Genomic DNA, 220 nt, shown 5'->3' on the forward strand with positions numbered 1-220 from the left:
TACGGCTCTTCAATCAATGATTCCGGCTGTCCTGCGTTCAAGCTATGACAAACAGATTACCCTGACACCGGAAGGCGAAGCGTTTGTTCCTGTGCTTTTGGAGGAGAGAGTTTTTTATCAAACGATTAAGAAACGTCAGCCGGTACTCTGGAATAAAATAATGAAAGAGTTCCCGGATGCGGGAGTTTGGCTCAATGAGGGAATCAAGGAGAACCGGATT

Annotated in this window: 1 protein-coding gene; it reads left to right on the forward strand. The window is 45.9% G+C overall.

The features are described 5' to 3' along the window. Positions 1-220 (forward strand): hypothetical protein (locus LKX83_RS33325; protein ID WP_227887592.1); only part of this gene is annotated, 220 nt, incomplete at both ends.

The sequence above is a fragment of the Cohnella baijiui genome (assembly GCF_020731285.1).
In the GTDB taxonomy this organism is placed as follows: domain Bacteria; phylum Bacillota; class Bacilli; order Paenibacillales; family Paenibacillaceae; genus Cohnella.